We start from the raw sequence: 19,781 nt of genomic DNA, 5'->3' as shown, positions 1-19,781 counted from the left end.
GTCGATGTTATGAAAAAAAAGCCTGATTTTATCAGGCTTTTTTTGTATCTTTAATTTATACCGTCATACTCATCATTTAGAGCAATTGTTATCCAAATGGCACTTCGTCAACAGATACTTGCTTTCTTGTAAGGATTTTCATGAGCAACAATACAACCCAATACCTTAAAGACTATCAAGCGCCAAATTACACCATTACCACACTTAATCTAGAATTCAATTTAGATGAAACGTTAACTCAGGTTATTGCAACCTCCCAAGTTAAACAATTAGTGCAAGGCCAACCGCTAGTATTGGATGGAGAAAACATTCAACTAGTCTCTGTTGCAGTCAACCAACAAGCACTTACGGCAAACCAATATCAGTGTACTGACAACCAGTTAATTATTGATGACTTACCGGAACGCTTTGAACTAACAGTGGTCACTGAACTTAACCCTACAGAAAACACAAATCTTGAAGGGTTATATGTGTCTGGCGACGCATTTTGTACCCAGTGTGAAGCCCAAGGTTTTAGACGAATTACTTATTATCTCGATCGTCCTGACGTTATGGCGGTGTTCACAACCAAAGTGATTGCTGATAAAGAGAAGTACCCGTACTTATTGTCTAACGGTAATAAAGTGGACAGTGGAGAGTTAGCCAACGGCAAGCACTTTGCTACCTGGCATGACCCACATAAAAAACCTGCTTACTTATTTGCACTTGTTGCAGGCGACTTTGACTTATTAGAAGGTCAGTACGTAACTCGCTCTGGACGGACAGTACAACTAGAGTTCTTTGTTGATAAAGGCAATAAAGCGAAAGCCCAACATGCACTTGAGTCTTTGCAACGTGCGATGAAGTGGGATGAAGAACGTTTTAATTTGGAATACGATCTTGATATTTATATGGTTGTCGCCGTCGATTTCTTCAATATGGGCGCAATGGAAAATAAAGGACTCAATGTTTTTAACAGTAAGTATGTGTTAGCTGATAACGATAGCGCTACTGATGTCGATTATCATGGCATTGAATCCGTGATTGGTCATGAATATTTTCATAACTGGACGGGTAATCGTATTACCTGTCGTGACTGGTTCCAGCTTAGCCTGAAAGAGGGGTTAACTGTTTTTCGCGATCAGGAGTTTAGCTCTGATGTTGGTTCACGTGCAGTTAATCGAATCGATGCCGTCAAAATTATTCGTTCTCATCAATTTAGCGAAGATGCGGGTCCTATGTCACACCCGATTCGACCGGAAGCTGTTATGGAAATGAATAACTTCTACACCGTGACTGTCTATAATAAAGGTGCCGAAGTTATTCGAATGATTCATACGTTACTAGGTGAGGAGCGCTTCCAACAAGGGATGGCGAATTACATCGAACGTTTTGATGGTATGGCTGTTACTTGTGATGATTTTGTCGATGCGATGGAGCAGGGGGGGAATATAGACCTTAGCCAATTTAGGTTGTGGTATAGCCAAGCAGGAACACCGACAGTTGATGTTACTCAGGACTACGATCAAGACAGTAAAAAACTGACTCTCACACTTGAGCAATCTTGCCCTGTTAGTGGGGAAGAGCAACAAAAACAACCATTCCATATTCCGGTTAAATTAGAGTTGCTCACCGAGGCAGGTGAAGTGGTAACACTCGACAACGGTGAACAAGAGTCGTTACTAGAGTTAACCCAAGTCAAACAAAAATTTGCCTTTGATAATATTAATCAGTCAGTGATTCCGTGCCTGCTAGGTGATTTTTCTGCACCGGTTAAATTAGGCTTTGATTATAGTGAAGAACAACTTGCAACAATTTTAGCACATAGTGCTAATGCTTATTCACGTTGGGATAGTGCTCAAAAGTTATTCACTCAAGCAATCCTTAATAACAGTAGTGTCGCTAAAGAATCAATGAGCTTAAGTTCTACATTGATTGAGAGTGTGCGAACCGTGGTTTGTGATCAAGCAACAGACCCTGCGCTTATCGGTTTGATGATTGAGTTACCAGCCGTAATGGAATTATTTGAACTGGTAGACTCTGTTGATGTCGATGCTATTATCACAGCAAGAAACTTTGTTAAACAGACCTTAGCTACAACGCTTAAAGTAGAACTTAAACAACGCTATCTAGAGGCTATTTTAGCAATTGAAGAGGCATCGCAATCCGCAGACAAAGTCGCTCTTAGAGCACTTAAGAATTCTCTGCTTGGTTTGTTAGGTACGATTGCTAGTGACGATATTAATACGCTGATTGCAACTCAATTTGAACAAGCCACCAACATGACCGATTCAATCAGTGCTCTGCAAATAGCTAATGTAAACAACCAGCTTTGTTTAAAGGACCTATCAGCTGCATTTGAACAGCGCTGGAAAACAAATGGCTTAGTCATGGATAAATGGTTTGCTACCGTTGGATCAAACCCAAGTGAGCAGGTTACTGATCTGATAGTTGAAGCATTTGAACACCCAAGCTTTAGTTGGCAAAACCCAAATCGTGTCCGCAGTTTGATTGGTGCTTTTGCGGTGAATAATCCAAGTCGTTTTCATTCTGTTGATGGTAGTGGTTATCAGTTTTTAACAGAACAGTTGATTCGTCTGAATGAGATCAATCCACAAATAGCCGCTCGCTTAATCACTCCGTTATTGCCTTGGGAAAAAATCTCAGGTCAACGCAGTGCATTAATGAGAGAGCAGCTTGAACGTCTTGCTGCATTACCTAACTTATCGAAAGATTTAGTTGAAAAAGTTTCCCTGAGCCTAGGGAAATAAAGGATATTAGCCGGGGGCTCAATAGAATCTCCGGTTGTTTGTGTAATCATTATTGAACATTTATGATGAAGAAATACTATTTTAATATGGCGCTCAGTTACGATCGCTTTTTACCTGTTTACCAAGGGGCCGTTAACAAAGTTCAAGTTACGGATCGTCAAGGCTTGAAGATAGAATTGCCCGCAGAGCATTTTAAACCCTTTTTAACTCGAGATGGAATTTACGGAAATTTTGAGTTAGTGACTAGCGGACAAGGTAAATTTATTAGTTTAAATAGAATTAATTAGAGTAATTACTCCAAACGGTGGTTCTATTTATTTGAAGGTAATGTACGCAAAATTTATGTGTTTTGATAAAATATAGCTACACTATTTCAGTTACTTATAATGATTTGGTTACAAGGCTATACTTTAGGCGAATATGGATTAAATCAAAAGTTAGATTTTTTACTCTATTTTTGTAAAAGGAATCAATTTTTTGCTCAAAACATCAGTTGCAGCATAGAGTTAATTGCTGTAAAAAATAAAAAACACTGGCTATTTTGCTTATTTAGCAAAATAGGAAACAAACAATAACAATAATCCTTAAAATGGGAAGTGGAGAGAAACTACATGAGCGCATTCAAAAAGTCTGTGTTAGCCATCGGTGTAGGTACAGCATTAAGTGCTGCGATGATTCCAAATGCGCACGCCATAGGTTTTAACTGGGGAGACATTGAAGGTAGCTTTAACTCTACTTTCTCAGTCGGTTCATCATGGCGTGTAGAAGGACGAGATTTCAATAATCAGGTTGGTAAAGTCAATAATCCAAATAATGGTCTAGATTGGCGCGGATATTCTGCACTAACTGATACAAGATATACATCAAACGAGTTGTTCGCTATGAATGGCTCATATTCAAGTAATGGTGATTTAGCTAATCTGGCTTGGTCAAAGGGTGATGCGTTTAGCCAAGTAGTTAAGGGGTTACACGAATTAGACTTGCGTTATGAAAACTATGGTATTTTTGTGCGCGGAATGTACTTTAAAGATTTCGCATTAGACGGTGATTTAGATTACAACTATGAGTTAGCTATCGGCGAAAATGACGCTCGTGGCATCGACGTTTGCCGTGATAAAGAAGCGAGCGATTTATTCTGTTCTGATATCCGTTTACTCGATGCTTACTTTACAGCTGATTGGGACTTTGGTGAAGTGCCAGTTTCTTTCCGTGTTGGTCAGCAAGTGATCAGTTGGGGTGAAAGCGCGTTGATCTCTCACGGTATTGCGACGACTAACGCCGTTGATCTAGGGAGATTACGCTCTCCAGGTGCCGAGTTAAAAGAAGCATTTATACCACAAGGGATGGCTTGGGTGTCAGCGGGTCTGACTGAAAACTTAGCGGTAGAAGCATACTACCAATACGAATGGCAGGGTACTGTAGTTCCTGTTGGCGGTACTTATTTCGCGTCAAACGACTTTGTTAGTCACGGCGGACAATATAACGCAATCCAATTAGGCTTTAATGGTAACCCTGATATTGATGGCGACTTCCTAATTTCAGAATTAGAGAAAGTGGCAGCAATGAACAAATCTGGTGCATTTAGTACAGAGCAAATGTTAAATGCAATGTTAGCGTATCCAACGAAGGTTGCACTAAGAACCGAAGATATTGAGCCTGAAGATGGTGGTCAATACGGCTTAAAATTGAGTTACTTCTTTGATGATACAGAAGTGGCTATATACCACATGAACTATCATAGTCGCCGTCCGTTAATTTCTGGTCAAGCATCAGACTTTACTGCACCAGCGTTACTGCGTGATTTGGCAGTGTTAGAAAATAACATCGGTTCAATTGATCATGATGTGATGAACCAATTAGAAAGCTTTACTAAAGCTAAAATTGTGTTTCCAGAAGATATCAAACTTTATGGCTTAAGTTGGAATACGACGTTAGGTGACACTTCGTTCGCTGGTGAAGTCTCTCACCGCCAAGATGAAGCGTTACAAATTGATGATGTTGAATTGTTATTCGCTGCTATGCCGCAACAATTGGCTAACGCTGGTTGGAAACCTGAACTTGACGGTATCTCGCAAGTTAAAGGGGCGACCTACCCGTATCCTGAGGGCTCTACTGTTGAACCTGGTATTTTAGCTAACGGCTTTGTTTTATTAGATACGACACAAGCTCAGTTTAACTTAGCTCACTTATTTGGTCCGACATTAGGTGCTGATAACCTAACTGTCTTCGCGGAAGTCGGTGGTATCTGGATTCACGACATGCCTGACCAAGATGTTCTTCGCTTAAATGGTCCTAATACAGGTCGTTCTGGCGGCATGGAAGGGATGGAAGCGATTATTAACGTTGTTCATAATGGTCCAGAAACTAACCCGTTCCCAACGGATTTTGCCTGGGGTTACCGTGTAGTCGCAAAAACAGATCATAACAACCTTTTCTCGGGCGTTAATGCCTCGGCTAAAGTGGTGTTCTCTCATGATGTTGAAGGTATTACACCTGATCCAATCTTCTTATTTACTGAAGGCGCCAAGTCAATTGGTGCATCTGTAGATTTCGACTACCAAAACCGATGGTCAGCGTCAGTAGGCTATAACGCGTTTTGGGGCGGTACAGGTTCGATCAATACAATGTCAGATAAAGACTTTGTTTCATTCAACATTAAATATTCTATCTAACGGGTGCATAACAATATGAAAAAATTAACCCTTATTTCAGCGTTGTCTTTAGCTTTTGCTACGCAGGGCGCGATGGCCGCTGTGTCACCAGAAGAAGCTGCGAAACTAACTAAAGAACTCACCCCAGTGGGTGCTGAACGTGGCGCAAACGCTGACGGTTCTATTCCTGCATGGACGGGCGGGATTACAGGTCCAGTGGCTGGCTTTAAAAAAGGCCAACACCACCTAGATCCTTTTAGTGATGATCAAGTGCTTTATACCATCACTAAAGACAATGTCGCTCAATACAAAGATAACTTAACGCCAGGCCAAGTGAAGCTATTTGAAACATACCCTGATACATTCAAAATGAATGTTTATCCGACACGTCGAAGCGCATCATTGCCTTCTCATGTGTACACAGCTATTGCTGAAAATGCAACGAAAGCTGAGTTAGTGTTGGGTGGTAACGGCATCGCAAACGCGGTGATGGGTATCCCATTTCCAATTCCAAAAAGCGGGTTAGAAGTTATTTGGAATCACATTACACGCTACCGTGGTGTGAGCGCTAATATTACAGCCTCTCAAGCAGCACCAACAGCGTCTGGTGATTATACGTTGATGGAAATGAAGAACAGCATTCACTTCAAATATACTGAAGAAGGTATGACGGCAGAAAAGTTAACAAAAGATAATGTTATCTTTAAATATAAACAGATCATCACTCAACCAGCTCGATTAGCAGGCACTTCTTTATTGGTCCATGAAACGTTAAATCAAGATGATGAAGCACGTAAAGCGTGGACCTATAATACGGGTCAGCGACGTGTTCGTCGTGCGCCAAACGTTGCATTTGATGCCCCTGGAACAGCTACTGATGGTCTGCGTACTACCGATGACTTTGATATGTATAACGGCTCACCATCACGTTATAACTGGAAACTAGTTGGTAAGAAAGAAGTTTTGATCCCTTATAACTCGTACAAATTACATGCTAAAGGTCTTGATTATGACGATCTGATTAAGCCTGGTCATATTAACCAAGAATATGTGCGTTATGAAAAACATCGTGTATGGCAAGTTGAAGCAACGTTAAAAGAAGGGATGCGTCATACTTACAAAAAGCGTGTGTTCTTTATTGATGAAGATAACTGGCAAGTATCAATTGCGGATATCTATGATAACCGTGATGAACTTTACCGTGTCGCAATGGCGCATGAGCTAAACTATTATGAGTTACCAGCATCTTGGTCAACGCTGGAAGTCTTCCATGATTTACAAGCAAGACGCTATTTAGTTCAAGGGCTTGATAATCACAGTAAAATGTATAATTTTGATGCGAAGTTAAAAGACAAAGAATTTACTTCTTCAGCACTACGCCGTGCCGGAAGATAGTTCATTATAACTTGATTAACAATTCAGTTTAGGCCGGCATTTGCCGGCCTTACTTTACCGAGGATTAAATTTTGTTTAAGACAAAGTTGTTACTCATTTACACAGTGCTTTCGCTATGCTCTGTGTCCAGTGCGGCGTTAGCGGGAAGTAGTCAGCCGTTAATTTCTGCCAACAAAGCTTACATGGCTCCCTTAGCTAGTAAAGCACCGATGATGGCGCTAGTTAATACCGGTAAGTCGTTAGTTGCAGTGGGCAGCCGAGGTCAAATCTTAATTGGTGCCAACGAAATGTGGCAGCAAGTTGCAGTCCCAACAGAGGCACTGCTCACCAATGTTTATTTTCATAATCCGTTGTTGGGCTGGGCAGTAGGCCATGATGCGACTATTTTAAAAACTACTGATGGTGGTCAAACGTGGACGTTAAAACAACAGTTACCAGAATTGGATAAACCCTTGTTGGATGTTTATTTCACTGACGAGCTTAACGGGTTTGTGGTTGGTGCTTATGGTTTGTTCTCGGTGACTGCTGATGGCGGGGAGACTTGGACTAACCAGTTTTTAGGCTCGTTGTTACCTGCTGAAGATATTGAGTATTTGGAAGAGGTTCGTGCTGATAGTGAAGAAGACTATCAGTTTGAAATCGCATCAATCTTGCCACACTTTAATCGAATTACTGCAATCTCTGGGGATCGTCTGTTACTAGTGGGTGAGTTAGGGTTGATTGCTACATCAAGTGATCAAGGTAAAACTTGGCAGCGCCAAGACGATATTTATGAGGGGTCTTTTTTCAGTGCAATCGAAACCAATAAACAAACGTTACTTGTCGCTGGTTTGCGCGGTAACTTGTTTCGTTTAGCGCCTGAATCGACAACATGGCAACGAATCACTTTACCTAACAATTTTAGTGTTAACCAGATTAAACAGCTTAAAGACCACACTATTGTTTTAGCGCTGAATAATGGCATTATTTTATCGTCAGATGATGATGGGCAAACATTTTATCAGATTGGTCTTTATAAAGGACAAGATATTGTTGACCTTGCTGAACTGGCTGAACAAACATGGTTCGTTGGCAGTAAGGGAATTAGTTTACTCGAGGTAAACCGGTAGGGTGTTATGAATAATATTGTAGATAAAATTGAGTTATTTATTTTCCGCCAACGTGCATTTGTAATTGCGGTTTTTGCCATTGTGACGGCAACGTTACTTTATCAAGCCACGCAATTAAAAATGGATGCCGCTTTTAGTAAAAATATTCCTTTACAACATGAATACATGCAAACCTATACCAAACATGCCAAAGACTTTGGTGGGGCAAACAGTATCATGGTTGCGGTCCGTGCGAAGCAGGGGGACATTTTCACCCCACAGTTTTTTGACGGCTTAAAGAGTGTTCACGATCAACTGTATTTTATTCCCGGTGTTGATAGAACCTCGGTAACCTCGCTTTACTCTCCTTCTACACGTTTTACTGAAGTTGTTGAAGATGGCTTTGCCGGCGGCCCCGTTATTCCTGCAGACTTTGTCAGTGATGGAGTTGGTTTAAATATTGTGCGTGGAAACGTGGAGAAAGCAGGGATTGTTGGTCGCTTAGTCGCAAACGATTACTCTGCAGCTATGGTGACTGCGCGACTCATGGACTTTAACCCTGACACGGGGGAGCCATTAGATACGTTAGCATTTGCTGAGCAACTTGAAGAACAAGTTCGAGGTCAATTTGTTAACGAGCATATCGACATTCACATTATTGGTTTTGCAAAAATGGCTGGTGATGTTGCTGATGGTGCCAAAGGGGTGGTGCAGTTCTTCTTACTAGCTATCGCTTTTACAGCCATTATGGTGTTGTTGTTTTCACGCTCGCTTATCTTAACTATTTTGCCATTAGCTTGTTCTTTAATGGCGGTTGTATGGCAAATGGGCCTCTTAACGGTAATGGGTTTTGGACTTGACCCTATGTCGATTCTAGTCCCGTTTTTAGTATTCGCGGTTGCGGTTAGTCACAGTGTTCAGGTTATTAACGGCGTTAAGCAAAAACTCAGTGGCGGTTTATCGGTCAAAGACTCGGCAGCAGTGACTTTTCGCGCCTTACTTATACCTGGCGGTATCGCCCTGTTATCTGACACCATCGGTTTTATCACCTTGCTTTCGATTGATATTGGCATTATTCGTGAGCTTGCAATCTCAGCGAGCCTTGGTGTGGGTGTGATCATCTTAACTAACCTCGTTCTGTTACCAGTGATCATTTCCTATTGTAATATCAAGATCTCACCAAGAGACAGTGAAGATAAGCTGGCAGGGATCTGGTCAACGTTAGCGTTGTTTGCTAGTCGAAAAGTGGCTATCGTTGTTGTCATTATTGCTACAGGCCTGTTTGCCTTTGGTCATATTCAGTCACAAAAAATTAAGATTGGTGACTTAGACTCAGGGGCAGCTGCTCTTCATGAATGGTCTCGTTATAATCAGGATACGGCATTGATTACTGAGCGTTTCTCAATTACTACTGATGTGATGTCAGTGATTGTTGAAGCAGGTGCAGACTCTTGTACGGACTATGACACTTTAGCTCTAATTGACAAGTTTCAATGGCGTTTAAATAATGTCGAAGGGGTACAATCGACGATCAGCCTTGCCAGTGTTGTGCAAACGGTTAACGGTGGTTTTAATGAAGGTAACCCGAAGTGGCGTGTACTGGCACGAACTCAAGCAACACTGGTTCAATCAGTGTCACAAATTCCAACGACAAGTGGTCTGTTAAATACCAACTGTAGTGTGATGCCTGTTTATTTGTTTATGAGCGATCATAAGGCTGAAACAATTGAACGTGTGGTTGCTGAAGTTAAACAACAATCTCAATTACTGTCGACAGATAAAGTCGCGTTTAAATTAGCCTCTGGACCTGTAGGTGTTATGGCAGCGACAAACGAAGCGGTCGAGGCTGCGCAAACGCCGATGCTGATCTATGTCTATGGTGCGGTTATCTTACTCTGTTTAATTAGTTTTAGATCCGTTAAAGCGACTTTGTCTGTTGTTATTCCTCTATTTATTGTATCTACATTGGCGCAAGCCTTAATGACGTACTTAAATATTGGTCTCACGGTTTCGACATTACCTGTTATAGCATTAGGGGTCGGTATTGGTGTCGATTATGGCATTTATATCTTAGCAACGATGTCGTTATACCTTAATCAAGGCCATACGGTACAACAAGCTTATTTAGCTGCTCTAAAAGAGCGTGGAACCGCGGTTATTTTCACTGGTGTGACGCTTGCCATTGGTGTGAGTACTTGGTTCTTCTCTGCGCTTAAATTCCAGATGGATATGGGAATTTTACTCACCTTTATGTTCTTAGTTAACATGCTAGGTGCGATTATAGTGCTACCAGCGTTAGCGAATTTATTGTGGTATAAGCAAGGTAAATAAAAGGTTAATTAAATATAACCAAAATGATTTAAAGAGGCTATTTAATAGCCTCTTTTTTTATGGCTTGCATAACCATTCAAAAAAGTTGATTGAAATTACAGACGCCGCTAATTAACTGGTTTTACATGTGCTTTTATCGAAATTATTTCTCGAAATTATCTGGTTTTAATAATAGACTAAAGGCTATTAAAATAAAAAACGGGCCAGTGCAGGATGCATGGCTACAATACTGATAACTTTCGAGCCGAAGTGTTTTATTTTTAACCGAATTTCACCAGGGTCAAAAATTTTAGTATTAGTTCAGAGACAACAATAAACCTATCAATGGTTAACCTAGGAAACGAGACTATGGCATTAAAAGATGCAAACTCCTCTGTACTTTTGGAAAACGTGGCACACATGATCAACGATAATGTAAGCGAAGATTTAGCCCCGCTGGTTAATTCTTTTGCAAGTATTATTTATGGCGACATCTCCGAAGAAGATATTGCAACACGAAGTGACAGCGATTTATACGGCGCAGCACTGAGTTTATGGGGGACGTTAAATGAACGTAAACCTTATGAACAAATCGTCAAAGTATACAACCCAATTTTATCTCGCCATGGCTGGCAACCGACAAAAACGATCATCGAGATTGTGCATGAAGATATGCCGTTTTTGGTTGACTCGGTTAATATGGCCCTTAAACGCCTGAGTATTACTAGCCATTTGTCGTTACATTACCCGATTAGTGTAAGCCGAGACGACAAAGGTAATGTAGCTTCCTTAGCAAGTCTTAAAAATAAAACCGAACAAACAGAAGATGTGACGGTATTTTTGCTAGAAGTCGATCATTTAGAATCACAAGAAGTATTGGATCAAGTAAAACAAGAACTTGTATCAGTGCTTGAAGAAGTTAGCCTGTCTGTTCACGACTGGAAACCGATGCGCGCTAAACTTAAAACAATCATTAGTGAATTGCCACAAGCAAATTTCCCGGGACCTCAAATAGAGCGTGATGAAGCACTAAGCTTCTTACAGTGGATCTTTGAAGGTAACTTCACGCTATTAGGCTATCGCTCTTATGATTTAAATGGTGTTGCTGGCGATGTTGAGTTAGTAGCCGATGTCGAGTCAAGCTTGGGCATGATGGTTAATTCATCAGAGTCTGAACCTAAACTGTTATCGAGCTTAACAGATGGGGCTCGTCGAGAAGCGACGTCACAAAAACTAATGCTTCTTACAAAGAGTAACAGCATTTGTCGTGTTCACCGTCCAACAAAAACTGACTACATTGGCATCAAACGCTTCGATGAAAATGGCCGAGTTATTGGTGAAGATCGTTTCATTGGCTTATATAGCTCAAGTATTTATAACAACAGCGTATTTCAAATCCCTTACTTAGGAGATAAGTTAACGCGTATTACAGACTCTTCAAACTTTAGCCCAGGCAGCCACGATTTTAAGGCGATGCAACATTTCCTTGAAACGTATCCGCGAGATGAGTTGATTCAAGCCTCTGAGAAAGAATTACTAACAACTTGTTTGTCAGTTTTGAAACTTGAAGAACGTGACGCTGTAAAATTAATCGTACGTGAAGACAACTTTGGGCGCTTCTTCTCATGCGTTGTTTATGTTAGTAAAGAACGTTACAACACTCAGTTACGTGAAAAAACACAACAAGTGTTAGCACGTCACTTTGAATCAAAAGAGGACGTTGAGTTTACTACGTTCTTCTCAGAGTCTAGTCTAGCGCGAACTCATTACATCGTGCAGCTATCTGATAACAAAAAACCGGAAATTAGCGTGAAAGCAATTGAAAATGACTTAATCGAAGCGGCACGTTCGTGGGAAGACAAACTTGAAAATGCATTAATTGCCCATCACGGTGAGTCGACGGCGAAGGCGCTTAGTAACAAATATAATAAAGCGTTTAGTCAAAGCTATAAGTCTGATGTGTTACCGGGGTTAGCAGTTGTTGATATTGCAAAATTAGAGTCACTAAATGACGATAATAATCTGGGTATGATCTTTTATCGTCCACAAGAAGAGAAGAAGGGCAGTAAACAGGTTCGTTTGAAACTATTTAGTCTTGATGAGCCACTTCATCTGTCAGACGTGCTACCAATGCTTGAAAACTTTGGTTTACGTATTGTTGGTGAGCGTCCTTATGAATTAATCCTTGAAGAAGGTCATTCAGCATGGGTATTAGACTTCCAAATGCTACATACCGGTGATAATGATTTTAACATCGATGAAGTGCAAGATACTTTCCAAAATGCATTTGCGCAAGTATGGGCTAATGAACTCGAGGATGATGGATTTAACCGTCTACTATTAGCTTCTGGCGCAACGGGTCGTGACATTACGGTTTTACGTGCATATGCTAAATATATGCGTCAGATCGGTAGCACGTTTAACCAAACGTACATTGAAGAAACAATGGCACGTTACCCAGAGATTGCTAAGTTAATTATTGAGTTATTTACACTCAAGTTTAACCCTAACAACAAATTCAGTCAGAAAAAGCTTGATAATGTTCAAAGCCAGATCATTGATCGCTTAGACTTAGTGGCCAACCTTGATGATGACCGTATCATTCGCCGTTACCTTGATATGGTATTAGCAACAATTCGTACGAACTTCTATCAGCCAAGTGAAACCGGCAGCGATAAATCTTATATTTCATTTAAGATACGCCCTGAAGAAATTCCTGAGATCCCGCTGCCATTACCAAAGTTTGAAATCTTTGTTTACTCACCTCGTGTCGAAGGTGTCCACCTTCGTGGTGGTAAAGTAGCTCGTGGTGGTTTACGTTGGTCTGACCGTCGTGAAGACTTCCGTACTGAAGTTTTAGGTCTTGTAAAAGCACAGCAGGTTAAAAACACTGTGATTGTACCTGTGGGTGCAAAAGGTGGTTTTGTCTGTAAACAACTGCCAACAACTGGCGGTCGTGATGCATTCTTTACTGAAGGTCAAGAGTGTTACAAGATCTTCATCCGCGCATTACTAGACATCACTGATAATATTGTTGAAGGTGAGTTAGTGCCGCCAACAGCTGTTGTTCGTCATGATGAAGATGATCCATACCTAGTAGTTGCGGCAGATAAAGGGACGGCAACGTTCTCTGACATTGCTAACGGTATTTCTGATGAGTACAACTTCTGGATGGGCGATGCGTTCGCTTCAGGTGGTAGTGTTGGTTATGACCATAAGAAAATGGGTATTACGGCTCGTGGTGGTTGGGAATCTGTTAAACGTCACTTCCGTGAAATTGGCGTAGATTGTCAAAATAGTGATTTTACCTGTATTGCTGTTGGTGATATGGCGGGCGATGTATTTGGTAATGGTATGTTATTGTCAAAGCATACCTGTCTACAGGCGGCATTTAACCACTTGCATATCTTTATTGACCCAACGCCTGATTCAGCAACGAGCTGGGTAGAGCGTGACCGCTTGTTTAACCTTCCACGCTCGTCGTGGGATGATTATAACCGCGACCTTATTTCACAAGGCGGTGGCATCTTCTCGCGTAGTGCTAAATCTATTAGCTTAACCCCTGAAATTAAGAAAATGTTGGGTGTTAAGAAAGCGTCAATGACACCTACTGAATTAATCAAGGCCATCTTAATGATGAAAGTTGATTTATTCTGGAACGGTGGCATCGGTACTTACCTTAAAGGTCAAAGTGAAACCGACGCTGATGTTGGCGATCGTGCAAATGACTCTCTACGTATTAACGGTAGCGAGATGCGCGCTAAAATTATCGGTGAGGGCGGCAACTTAGGTTGTACTCAGTTAGGTCGTATTGAATATGCTGCAAACGGCGGCCGTATGAATACTGACTTTATTGATAACGTTGGTGGGGTAGATTGTTCTGATAACGAAGTTAATATTAAGATTCTCCTTAATAGCTTAGTGGCTAACGGTGACTTAACTGTTAAACAACGTAATGAATTGCTTTACTCAATGACGGATGAAGTAGGTGATATTGTAATCGATAATCACAACCGTCAAACTCAATCTCTGTCAATCAGTCGTCATGGCGGCGTGAAAATGCTTAAAGAGCAGATTCGTTTCATGCATGGGCTTGAAAAGAGTGGCAGCCTTGATCGAGCATTGGAATACTTACCGTCAGATGAAGAATTGGCTGAGCGTCAGGTTCAAGGCAATGGTTTTACTCGTCCTGAGTTAGCGGTATTACTGGCTTATGGAAAAATGGTGCTTAAAGAGCAATTAGTGATTGATGAGATCACTAACAATAGTTACCACAGCCGTTTATTAGTGTCTGCATTCCCTAAGGTATTGCAAGAGCGGTATGCAGCTGATATGGAAAACCATCCACTTCGTTCAGAAATCATCGCAACCCAATTGGCTAATCGTCTAGTTGATGATATGGGCCTGAACTTTGTTCACCGTATGACCGATGAAACTGGTGCAACGGTTGATGAAATTGCACATTGTTATTCAATTGCGAGTGAAGTCTTTGGTCTTGAAACGTTATTTAATGAAGTTGATGAGTTAAATAATAAGTTATCTGCTGACATTCAAACGGAAATGCTTTATCAAACACGCCGTAGTGTGCGACGAGTGACTCGTTGGTTCTTACGTAACCGTGACGTTAGTATGAGCATTGAAGAGACAATTGCATTCTACAAGCCAAAGTTTGATCGCATTGACTCGACCATGTTTGACTTCTTAGAAGATGAAGACGCACAGAGCATCAAAGCTGAAATCGATGATTTGGTAGCTAAAGGTGTACCTCAACACATTGCAGACATGGTTGGTAAAGCATCAACAATGTTCTCTGCAATGGATATCGCACAAGTTGCTGAAGAGTCTGGTAAAGATTTATGCTTAGTGGCTGAAACTTACTTCAAGTTAGGGGCTCAAGTTGAGTTACATTGGTTCTTGGATCAGATTTCAGCTCAGCCAGTTGCAAACCACTGGCAAGCATTAGCCCGTGCGTCGTTCCGTGAAGAATTGGATTGGCAACAACGTATCTTGACTTCAACAGTACTTAAAGGTTGTACATCGGAATGTACGGCTGATGTGATTGTTGAAAAGTGGGTTAATGATAACGAAAAGCTGCTTAATCGCTGGGTACATATGTTAACTGACTTTAAAGCGACTAAAACTCATGAGTTTGCTAAATTCTCTGTTGCATTACGAGAGTTAAATTTATTGAGCCATCACGCGACTTTAGCTGTATAATAGCCGCGCCTGAAAGAACCCCGGCATTGACCGGGGTTTTTTTTACCTATTATTTGATAAATGACCGTGTTATGACCGTCATTTATCATTGTTTATTGCTTGGAGAGCTAATGTTTTTTTCATTGTCACAAAAATTAATGTTTCAACTTGATGCCGAACGCGCACATGAAATGGCGATCTCATTTTTGAAAAAGTCAGCAAACACACCATTAGCTTGTGCGTATAAGCAACAACTGATCAATAAACCTGTGAATGTTTTTGGGATTGATTTTAAAAACCCTGTGGGTCTTGCTGCGGGGTTAGATAAAAATGGCGAGTGTGTGGATGCATTCGATGCGATGGGCTTTGGTTTTGTCGAAGTAGGCACGATTACACCTCGCGCACAACCAGGTAATGAGAAACCACGAATTTTCCGTTTGAAAGAAGAGCAAGCGATCATTAATCGTATGGGTTTTAATAACAAGGGCGTTGATTACTTAGTTGAGCAAGTGAAAAACCGTCAGTCTAATGGTATTTTGGGTATTAACATTGGTAAAAACTTTGATACGCCAGTAGAGCAGGGTAAAGACGATTACTTATTATGTATGGATAAAGTTTATCAGCACGCTTCATACATCACGGTTAACATTTCTTCTCCAAACACCCCGGGCCTGCGATCACTGCAATATGGAGAAGCGTTAGACGACCTACTGGGTTCGTTAAAAGAAAAGCAAGCCGCATTAGCCAAAATCCATCAAAAGCATGTACCAGTGTTATTAAAAATTGCGCCGGACTTGACTGCTGAAGAAGTTGTTCAGATCAGTGATAGTTTATTACGCCATAAAATGGAAGGTGTAATTGCTACTAATACGACATTGTCGCGCGAAGGTGTTGAAAACTCAACTTATGGTAGTCAGGCTGGTGGGTTAAGTGGACGCCCTGTCGCACAAAAATCTACACAAGTGGTTCAATTGCTCAACGATGAACTAAAAGGGCAATGCCCAATTATCGGTGTCGGTGGTATTGACTCAGCAGCACAAGCACAACAAAAGTTTGATGCAGGCGCTTCGTTGGTTCAGGTTTATACTGGCTTTATCTACAAAGGCCCAGAATTGATCAAAGAGATCGTACTATCTCGCTAAAAAGGATCGTTATGATCCTTTAATCGATCGCTAACTAATTGTTGTTAAATGATAATTAATTGAACAAATTGGTTGATATTTTTACAAATACCTCTTATTTTAGGAGGTATTATTCTTTATAATTAAATGTTATATAACAGCAATTAACTAAAAGCTGCGATTAAGGTTGTTAAAAGACTTTGATTAACCTTAAATAAACAGCTTAAATAGGTCATCCCGTGCTAATTAAACCTAGTAGAGACTGGCAATGGAACTTTTGCCAAGACAAGAATCGGCTAACCCTTGATATGGGTTCAGAAATGCTTTTTGTTTCTGCATTCAAAAAGAATGAGTTAGTGAACGATGCTTTCATGACCCAAGGATTTTCAATTGACCATACTGAAGATTTTTATTTGTTTGTCGAGAAAATTGAACAACAATTAGAAATTCCTAGCGATTTTATCTATCAAATCGCCCTTAATGCATTGACAGCTAAAGCTTTTTATAAGCCCTTAATGCCCAAAAGTTGGTTCTTTTCGATTGCCGCAGGTGTATCAAGTGCCCAACCTGGAAAAGTTGTTCATTTACAGAGTGCTCATGAAACTCGCCATTATGTGATTGTTGAGAGTAATAGTAGTGCGTCAACGTTATTACTCATTGAACGTGAGCATCAATTGGACGAGCGGAAAGTTCTCAATCAATTTGATTTGATTCGAGTGATGAATGATCGCTTGATGCCAATTAAAATACAACAACTAGCTAAAGAAAGCGCTGCTTAATTGCTTAAGTAGTCGTATCGAGGGTACGAGTATTTAGCTCATTGCTTTATCAGTTTGATAGTCAACTAGCCACTCGCAATGGCTTGTCTGTTTTCGATACAAAATCATAACACAAGCAGCGTTACCACAGCATAGATACCTATTTAACAAAACCTTTATACACACCCACAACACTGCCTTCTTTCATATTTGTCGTTGTAGTCGCAAAATATTATCACGCTTCTTTAAGCGATGGTTAAGTAACGCTTACCTTATTAATGTTTCGTAGGTACGTTTTCAATAGGGTTTATAGCGCTATCGGTTTCTTTGGCACTGAGTTTTTATGCTAAATTGACTGTTTGAATTATTCAGTTTAATCGTGTTTGGTAAGGGGCCGATTAATACGCGTTAACTGTTAAAAATAACTCTCTTGTAGGGAGTTTAGCTGGAGTTGCAGTTAATCGAACTTATTGTGCTTGGTTTATAACATGAGATGGCGCTTGACTATTTAAGTACTTTGTATTTAAAATCAACAGCTAACATGTTGTTAGGTGAATGAAAAGGAATTTGGTATGAATCGATATATTTTAGGGATTGTAGGGGCACTTACTTTAGCGGGTTGTAACACGACACCCACTGAACAGTTTCAAAGTTTACAATTAACCGAAGCTGAATTGCTTTCAAAGAAATGGGCGAATTTAGAGCGCTTTCCTCCGCTATACCCAATTGAAGAGGCAAGAGCAAGAAAAGAAGGTTGTGCATCCGTTGAGTATGTTATTACGCCTGATAACGAAATTAAAGATATCAAAGTAGTTTCATCAACGAGTAAATATTTTGCCAAACAAGCAAAGCTCAATGTAAAAAGATGGAAGTGGTCTGAATTAGCTAAAGGCATTACTCAAGTACCTATTAAAACCAATTCTCAATTTCAATTTTGCTTAGAAACTGGGGATGGGCATTGCTCGAAAAGAAAGCCTATTGCAAACAATCAGTGTACAGGGGACGATATTATTTATGCAACAGGCTATGTAATTAAACGTGGCAGCTAACCCTCTCTAATACGAATTGAAGCGCACTTTTTGTGGTTTTACTACGGCCGGTTTCACCAGTCCCTGTTTACACAACAGGGACACAAGACATTTATCGGGTATCCTTGTTCGCACCATTAAAACTAATGATGCAACTAATTAATAAGCAGGGAGTAAAATCACGAGTTGTGCTGCTTTATTTAGGTATTACATATTTACTATTCACTAATGTCCACAAGTCTTGAGCTGGACCGCTACAGTACACTTTAGTCCATCTAACAGCTAATGATCTCATTAGTGTATTTTGGTTTATTCCTTGCTCTTTTACTGTTCGTTCTTGTTATAAGATAATCTAGCGTCTAAGTATGGCAAGCCAATCTGATTATTTACGCTGTTGATATGAGTTTATGGTTGCACTTACAGAGAGTTTTCTTGCCTGTTAAAACCTCTTCAGTAGCTTATCATAGTAGAAGTCATTAGCTCTGCTGCTAAGTATCTCATTGCTGTGTCGATAAAATTTTAATTACCCTTGCAAAATTTAACTCGTGGAACACCGCTTGACTATCTAATTTTTAGCCGATAAGTTAGATAGAGTGTTCAACTACGGGGAAGGTTATGACTAAGTCTATTCTGGTAATCACAGATGTACACGATACTGAGAATTGCTCAATTAAGAAAGCGCATGATATTGCGGCTCCTTTGGGAGACGAAATTGATGTCGTTCGGTTTATCCGTTGCAATGAAGAGGAGGTGCTGAGTGAGGCCGAACTCGAAAAGGAATCTGCTCATTTATCAGATTATGTTGCAAGTGTGTTCAAAGACTACCAGCAGAAGGACACTATACGTACACAAGTCGTGGTAGCCAGTGATATTGCAAAGTGGGTTGTAGATTACTGCCAAGACAAAGACTTTGATATAGTCCTAAAAGCAGGTCACCGCTCAGAAACCTTATTCCATACCCCTTGTGACTGGGAATTAATCCGACAACTCAACATCCCAGTTCTTATCGCGAGTGAGAAGCACTGGCGAAAAAAACACGCTGTTTTGGCTGCTCTTGATCCGAACGCTAAAGATGATGAACACAGAAAGTTAAACGACGGCATCTTAAAATGGACTAAAAGATGGGCTGAAACCTTCGATTGTGAAATTCATATTGTCTATTGCCTGCCTGTCTCCAACATTCTAAGAGAGCTCGACATTATCGATGTCAAAGAGTATGCCGATGAGCATCGGGCTGAAGGTGAAGCCAAACTAGCTACCTTACTCAATGAGTATGACCTACCTAATGTTAAGACTCTTGTTACTGCTGGCACGCCAGAGCGGAGCATTCCTCATTGTGCCAATGAACTCAAAGCCGAGTTAGTGATCATGGGCAGTACAGGCCGAACAGGCATCACGGGCAAACTCCTCGGTAATGTGGCCGAAAAAACAATGCACAACTTACGAACAGACTCTTTGGTGATTGAGCTTAACGTGTGATTTAT

11 protein-coding genes are annotated in these 19,781 nt (G+C 40.7%); all 11 read left to right on the top strand.

Annotation, left to right across the window (positions count from 1 at the left end):
* The first annotated feature begins 140 nt into the window (after positions 1-140).
* The 11 genes from pepN (at position 141) to Q8W26_RS04290 (ending at position 19,776) form a co-directional block, all read left to right on the top strand.
* Positions 141-2,750 (top strand): aminopeptidase N, encoded by a 2,610-nt coding sequence (pepN, locus tag Q8W26_RS04340; protein WP_101215146.1) that lies wholly within the window; start codon positions 141-143, stop codon positions 2,748-2,750.
* Between the two features lie 62 nt (positions 2,751-2,812).
* A complete protein-coding gene (locus Q8W26_RS04335; protein WP_101215145.1) occupies positions 2,813-3,037 on the top strand; it encodes a DUF2835 domain-containing protein in 225 nt (74 codons plus the stop codon).
* 324 nt (positions 3,038-3,361) lie between these two features.
* A complete protein-coding gene (locus Q8W26_RS04330; protein WP_101215144.1) occupies positions 3,362-5,422 on the top strand; it encodes a DUF1302 domain-containing protein in 2,061 nt (686 codons plus the stop codon).
* A 15-nt stretch (positions 5,423-5,437) separates the two neighbouring features.
* Positions 5,438-6,796 (top strand): DUF1329 domain-containing protein, encoded by a 1,359-nt coding sequence (locus Q8W26_RS04325; RefSeq protein ID WP_101215143.1) that lies wholly within the window; start codon positions 5,438-5,440, stop codon positions 6,794-6,796.
* Between the two features lie 71 nt (positions 6,797-6,867).
* Positions 6,868-7,905 (top strand): YCF48-related protein, encoded by a 1,038-nt coding sequence (locus tag Q8W26_RS04320; protein WP_101215142.1) that lies wholly within the window; start codon positions 6,868-6,870, stop codon positions 7,903-7,905.
* Between the two features lie 6 nt (positions 7,906-7,911).
* Complete coding sequence (locus Q8W26_RS04315) at positions 7,912-10,215, top strand: RND family transporter (protein WP_101215141.1); 2,304 nt, start codon at positions 7,912-7,914, stop codon at positions 10,213-10,215.
* Positions 10,216-10,563: 348 nt separating this feature from the next.
* Complete coding sequence (locus tag Q8W26_RS04310; RefSeq protein ID WP_101215140.1) at positions 10,564-15,411, top strand: NAD-glutamate dehydrogenase; 4,848 nt, start codon at positions 10,564-10,566, stop codon at positions 15,409-15,411.
* 110 nt (positions 15,412-15,521) lie between these two features.
* The gene (pyrD, locus tag Q8W26_RS04305) at positions 15,522-16,532 is read left to right on the top strand and encodes a quinone-dependent dihydroorotate dehydrogenase (RefSeq protein WP_101215139.1); all 1,011 of its coding nucleotides are present in this window, start codon (positions 15,522-15,524) and stop codon (positions 16,530-16,532) included.
* Positions 16,533-16,750: 218 nt separating this feature from the next.
* On the top strand, positions 16,751-17,290 hold the full coding sequence (locus Q8W26_RS04300) for a cell division protein ZapC (RefSeq protein WP_305472384.1): 540 nt from the start codon (positions 16,751-16,753) through the stop codon (positions 17,288-17,290).
* A 551-nt stretch (positions 17,291-17,841) separates the two neighbouring features.
* Entirely contained in the window at positions 17,842-18,318 is a 477-nt protein-coding gene (locus Q8W26_RS04295) for an energy transducer TonB (protein WP_101215137.1), read from the top strand.
* A gap of 594 nt (positions 18,319-18,912) precedes the next feature.
* On the top strand, positions 18,913-19,776 hold the full coding sequence (locus tag Q8W26_RS04290) for a universal stress protein (protein WP_101215136.1): 864 nt from the start codon (positions 18,913-18,915) through the stop codon (positions 19,774-19,776).
* Positions 19,777-19,781 lie beyond the last annotated feature (5 nt).

It is taken from the genome of Psychrobium sp. 1_MG-2023 (assembly GCF_030689115.1).
Taxonomy (GTDB): domain Bacteria; phylum Pseudomonadota; class Gammaproteobacteria; order Enterobacterales; family Psychrobiaceae; genus Psychrobium.
This window is presented reverse-complemented; position numbering and strand designations above follow the sequence as displayed.

What these genes read in the sequence shown, in the direction of transcription:
- pepN (WP_101215146.1), top strand. Translation starts at nt 141, where the DNA reads ATGAGCAACAATACAACCCAATACCTTAAAGACTATCAAGCGCCAAAT.
- Q8W26_RS04335 (WP_101215145.1), top strand. Translation starts at nt 2,813, where the DNA reads ATGATGAAGAAATACTATTTTAATATGGCGCTCAGTTACGATCGCTTT.
- Q8W26_RS04330 (WP_101215144.1), top strand. Translation starts at nt 3,362, where the DNA reads ATGAGCGCATTCAAAAAGTCTGTGTTAGCCATCGGTGTAGGTACAGCA.
- Q8W26_RS04325 (WP_101215143.1), top strand. Translation starts at nt 5,438, where the DNA reads ATGAAAAAATTAACCCTTATTTCAGCGTTGTCTTTAGCTTTTGCTACG.
- Q8W26_RS04315 (WP_101215141.1), top strand. Translation starts at nt 7,912, where the DNA reads ATGAATAATATTGTAGATAAAATTGAGTTATTTATTTTCCGCCAACGT.
- Q8W26_RS04310 (WP_101215140.1), top strand. Translation starts at nt 10,564, where the DNA reads ATGGCATTAAAAGATGCAAACTCCTCTGTACTTTTGGAAAACGTGGCA.
- pyrD (WP_101215139.1), top strand. Translation starts at nt 15,522, where the DNA reads ATGTTTTTTTCATTGTCACAAAAATTAATGTTTCAACTTGATGCCGAA.
- Q8W26_RS04295 (WP_101215137.1), top strand. Translation starts at nt 17,842, where the DNA reads ATGAATCGATATATTTTAGGGATTGTAGGGGCACTTACTTTAGCGGGT.
- Q8W26_RS04290 (WP_101215136.1), top strand. Translation starts at nt 18,913, where the DNA reads ATGACTAAGTCTATTCTGGTAATCACAGATGTACACGATACTGAGAAT.